The organism is Acetomicrobium mobile (genome assembly GCF_937920065.1).
In genome coordinates this window covers 1-4,916 of record NZ_CALETC010000322.1, presented here as the reverse complement: position 1 = coordinate 4,916, position 4,916 = coordinate 1, and the positions used below count along the sequence as shown (strand labels likewise).

At 48.0% G+C, this 4,916-nt stretch carries 3 protein-coding genes; all 3 read right to left on the bottom strand.

Annotated elements, in window-relative coordinates; all coding sequences use genetic code 11:
* Nucleotides 1–226 precede the first annotated feature (226 nt).
* From Q7P41_RS12150 to Q7P41_RS12140, 3 genes are read right to left on the bottom strand one after another with little or no spacing between them, the layout of a single operon-like run.
* Nucleotides 227–1,201, bottom strand: a complete 975-nt coding sequence (locus Q7P41_RS12150) for a GDP-mannose 4,6-dehydratase (protein WP_303884597.1) — start codon at nt 1,199–1,201, stop codon at nt 227–229.
* On the bottom strand, nt 1,198–2,223 hold the full coding sequence (locus tag Q7P41_RS12145; RefSeq protein ID WP_303884596.1) for a GHMP kinase: 1,026 nt from the start codon (nt 2,221–2,223) through the stop codon (nt 1,198–1,200). Before Q7P41_RS12145 ends, Q7P41_RS12150 begins: the two co-directional genes overlap by 4 nt.
* A gap of 11 nt (nt 2,224–2,234) precedes the next feature.
* Complete coding sequence (locus Q7P41_RS12140) at nt 2,235–4,835, bottom strand: glycosyltransferase family 39 protein (RefSeq protein WP_303884595.1); 2,601 nt, start codon at nt 4,833–4,835, stop codon at nt 2,235–2,237.
* Nucleotides 4,836–4,916: the final 81 nt, after the last annotated feature.

Here is a 4,916-nt window from a genome sequence, read left to right as displayed (position 1 = left end):
GGTTCCTTTAAAGGACGTGAGGGGAGAGGCAAATTTTTAAGGAGGAGCTGTTAGCCGCGTTTTGGGTAGTTGGGAGGGATTGTGCCTCCATGGGTTCCTTTAAGCAGCTTTATCTTCTCAAATGCTGCAAAATCCAGGCGTACCATGGTCTTAATTTTTATTAGTGGGTAACTTGCCCATTATAAGCATCCAATCCTTGTTGAGGTTTCTTATCTCGTAGAATGTGTCACATTGGTCTAACATCGAGGTGATTTTGGCGCCAATACTGCAGCATATCTTTTATGGTAACAGCAAGGTCATATTTGGGCCTCCAGCCCGTGGCGGACACGAGCTTCGAGGAATCTCCAAGTATTATAGGTTCGTCTTTAAGCCGTAGCAGCGTTGTGTCTGTACGTAAGTCAAAGGAGATGCTTGATTCCTTTTTTATGATATCAATTATTTCACATACTGCGTACGCTTTTTGGGCGCTGATGTTATAAGCTTCACCGGGTGTGCCTTTTTGGGCAAGCAATATAAGGGCAGAAATCAAGTCCCTTACGTCAAGTATGGCCCTGCGGCTTTCCCTGTTTCCTACTTGCAGTATCGGCGGGGTGTAACCCTTTTCTATCCGGACAGCTCTCAAGGTTAAGTCCGCGCATACATCGCCCGTCTTTCTTGGACCGGTGGTGTTGAATATCCTGGCCCTTATGCCTTTGATGCCATATGTGGCCCAATATTGATAGGTAAGAAGATCTTGGGCGGCTTTACTTACCCCATACGGATGCAGTGGAAGCAAGGCATGGCTTTCCGATATGGGAACTTCTCGTTCATTTACGTAACCGTAAGCGGCGCTGGAACACGCTACGATCACTATCGGGTCGTAAGGTTCCTTGGCCCTTATGAGCTTTATCGCCTCAAATAGATTTGCCGTGCCTATCACGTTGGTCTCAAGGGTTTCCTGTGGCTTTTCCCACGAGATGGCTGGGAAGCTTTGGGCTGCTAAATGATATATGAACTGCGGTTTGTATCGTTCGACTAGAGTGTATAAATTCTCAAAATAACGCACGTCCGTCTCCACGAACGTAGCTTTTCCCTCGATTTCTTTCATGTCGATCGTAGGTTTGTAATAAGAAGCTATAACATTACCTTTCCCTGCGAGGCAAAAGAGCCTGTCTATGAGATGGCTCCCTATCATTCCACCAGCTCCTGTGACTAAGATCATGGACATCGCACCTCCCAAGTATGTAAGCCTATCTCCGTGAACGAATAATTGACTATTTGGATACCTTCTTCTTGAAGCGCTTTGGTTACGGCGTATCTCTTGTCAGGTTTCGTAAAAAAGAACATGAACCCGCCGCCACCTGCTCCCGAGATTTTACCTCCCAAAGCGCCGGCTGATTTGGCTTTTTCGTATATGACGTCGATCTTTGGAGTCGTTATGCCTGCAGTGAAGTGCTTTTTGGACTCCCATGCCTCACCGAGGAGAAGCCCAAAATCGTCGAGATTGTCGGTAAGTAGCGCGGCCTTCATCGCTATGGCAAGCTCCTTGGCCTTGTGAAGTGACGTTAACGTTTCCTCGTTGCCAGAAGCCATGTTTTTTATCTGAGAGCCTAAGATCTTTGACGAATCGTGAGAACCGCCTACGTAGGCCAAAACTAATCTGTGGTTGAGCTCGCAAACTACATCATTTCGCAACCTCAACGGGTTTACTATCGTCTTCGTGCTGTTAAATTCTATGAAGTTAAAGCCGCCAAAGGCAGCAGCATATTGATCCTGCTTGCCGCCTTTGATGCCCAGCTCTTTTCTTTCTATGTAATAAGCGAGCTCGGCCACTTCGTAGGGGGTCATGGGAAGGTTGAGCCAATGTCTAAATGCCCCAACGACGGCGACGCAGACAGCAGAAGATGATCCCAAACCTGAACCGGGAGGAGCATCGTTATGAATTCTAAGCTTAAAGCCGTGATGTACATCATAAGTTTTCCTCATGTAGTTGACCACGCCTTTTATTAGGTCGAGATGGCCATCATAGGCCAAAAATTGATCCACATCGTATTTCAGGGCTGCGTCGTAATCTATGCTTTCTATCTCTATGGTCTTGTCGCTAAACGGAAAGAGGCTCACGGTAGCATAACGGTCAATGGTGGCGTTCATGACAACGCCTCCGTATTCCTCGCAGTAAGGGGATACGTCAGTTCCGCCGCCGCCAAAGCTTATCCTCAAAGGCACCCTTGATCTTATCAACATGCTTCCTAACCTCACTTTAAAGCGGCTTTAAACTTACTGTTTGCCATCTGTGCTATGGCATAGTAATAATTTCTAACGGGAATACCGTTTTTTCTTACAACCAGTTCTTTTGGACCTTCTACGTTCCAACCATCTTTTGTCAATTCGTCTAAACATAGACTTTTAGAATTTTGACCAACCAACAGGAGCACGTCGCTATAGGCGCGTAGACCTTTGTCTTTCGGAAACCAGTATTTGAACATAAGACTTTCGTGCCCAAAGAAGTTAGGACCAGCAGTGTATTTTACGCCTTCGTGGCAATCATGGCCTTTGCCGGCTAGCTTCGTTCTGTAGAAAGAAAGTTCGCTTGCAATCGTGTTTTTGTCCATGCCCAACACCAGGGGTTCGTGTCCCGTATTCGTTTCAAGCTCGTCTTCTATGACCTCGACCTGCCTGGCCAGATCGCTCCATCCAAGCAAGGGCACATCATGCGGATAACCCACGAAGGGCAGGCCTAAAACAAAATAGTGCAGTGCTGTGCCAAAGATAAGATAGACGACTACAACCGTAGGAATCCAAGCTTTTCGTAGAAAATAGACAATTCGTGACGTTATATCGTTTTCAGTCGTCTGATATGCCATTAGAGGGATGAGACAAAGCCAAGCTGGCCCTGTCCAATTCAACTTGACTTCTCGAAACAAACTAAAAGCCAAAAAGAAGCACACCGGTAAAAGTGCCATTGCCATGCAAAACCGAGATCTTCGGTCGCCTTTTACCCCTAAAAAAGTTCCTAAGATGGCAACTAAACCGACGGGTGAAAGGAGGGCCGCTACATGACCTAGAAATTGGGGCAGGCAAAACTCAAAAGAATCGTTTAACCTGCCAGGCCCCTGATAGGCGAAAGATGCCCATCCGTGTTTGGCGTTCCAGATGATGACCGGCGAAAAGATCAAAAGAGCAAGGATAGCAACTAAGTATGGTTCCTTTTTCTTTAACCATTGGCGGGACATTGGGTCTATGGCCATGAACAATAAACTTGCCGGCGCTAAAAGTGTGATGGTGTATTTGGAAAGCAAACCTAGCCCGGCACAGATGCCAACGCCCCACCAGGATGAACGTTGTTTGCCAAAAAATACATTGGCCAGAAAATAAAGCGTACCCGCCCAGCAGGCAGCAAGTGGAGCGTCAGGGGTCATTAGCATGCCTATCCCGAAGAAAAAGGGAAGTCCGGCTACAAACAAAATAGAGGTGAAGGCGGCCCCCCTACCGTAAAGGTTTCGCGTAAGGGCAAAGACGAACGCTCCCATAACTGCCCAGGAAAGCAGTGCTCCTATCCTTACGGCAAATTCGGTGTTGCCTAAGATGGACGTGAAAAAGGCTATGATCCAGGCCACCGTGGGAGGGTGGTCCAGATAGCCTATATCTAGGTGCTGAGCGTAATTCCAATAGTATGCTTCCTCATAAATTAGCTCCATCACTCCCATATAAAACAGGCGCAACGCGATGGCATAAATGAGAAATATGACAGAGACAGCCCGCCAACGAAACTCCTTGCACTTAGGCTTCAAGGGAAATACGAAAAAGGCATTCCCTACGTAATTTGAGACGGCGGCAGCAAAGATCCCTCCTATTACGGCTAAAGTCGGTGGCCAACCCAGCAGTTGGTTTAAAGTAGCAAGCACTCCTCCTCGCAGAAAAAGTGACATCAAAGCCAAAAGCAGGAAACGCCCGAAACTAGAGGGAGAGATCCGGTATGTCTTCCCCTGAGCAAAGGACCATCTGGCGTTGCAGGTGAAGTTGAATATTGTAGAGGCAAAAAAGCTCATCACGTGTGATTGCCCTATGGGAAATTTCAAGCCGGTAAGTATAGAAAATACAAGCAGGTCCAAAACCATGGCAAGAAGGCCCACGATCACGAAGCGGATGCCGCTTTTTGCCGACATGTTGCCTCCGGCCAAGGCAGCCAGCCGACACAGGTAAGACCAGCCCATCTTGATGAGATTGATCTTCGAATGCCCGCTCGCCCTGTCTTTGAAAATGATGGGGATCTCGACGACCCTCAAGGAAGAGCCTCCTGCTATGAGCGACTCCATGCACACCTTAAAACAAGCTTTTTCAGGGTCGAGTGAACGAAGCAATTGGGGACGCACGGCAAAGAAACCGGACATGGGGTCACGTACATCTACGAAGATCCTCGCTATGGCTGTGGCGATAAAGGACGCCAAACGTCTGTAAAAGGGCCATCCTGGTGTGGATCCTCCTTTTACGTAACGGCTTGCTATGGCTATATCGCATGTACCTTCCATTAAAGGCTTGGCCAGGTCGGGGATGACCTCGGGCGGATGGCTCAAATCGGCGTCCATGACCACCAAGATGTCGCCGGTGGCCGCACGGGCTCCCGCTATTACGGATTTGGCCACGCCTCTGTCGCCATCGCGGGCAATGAGTCGTACGGGGTATTTTTCTTGCCATTTAAGGACGTGTTCGCGCGTGCCGTCGGTGGAACCGTCGTCTACTATCAATACTTCAAGGTCGTATGAAATCTCATCCATCAGCGCGACAATGCGGGAAAGAAGATCATCAATATTTCCTGCTTCGTTTATGGTGGGAACGATTATTGAGACCTTGGACAATTCTTATCCCTCCAAGTATTTATTCCAAAAGGTACAAAGCTGATTTTAGCCACCCGACGATGAAGTTTTCGTGAAGATTGC

Coding starts and splice junctions, on each gene's coding strand:
- Q7P41_RS12145 (WP_303884596.1), bottom strand. CDS start 2,223: ATGTTGATAAGATCAAGGGTGCCTTTGAGGATAAGCTTTGGCGGCGGC.
- Q7P41_RS12150 (WP_303884597.1), bottom strand. CDS start 1,201: ATGATCTTAGTCACAGGAGCTGGTGGAATGATAGGGAGCCATCTCATA.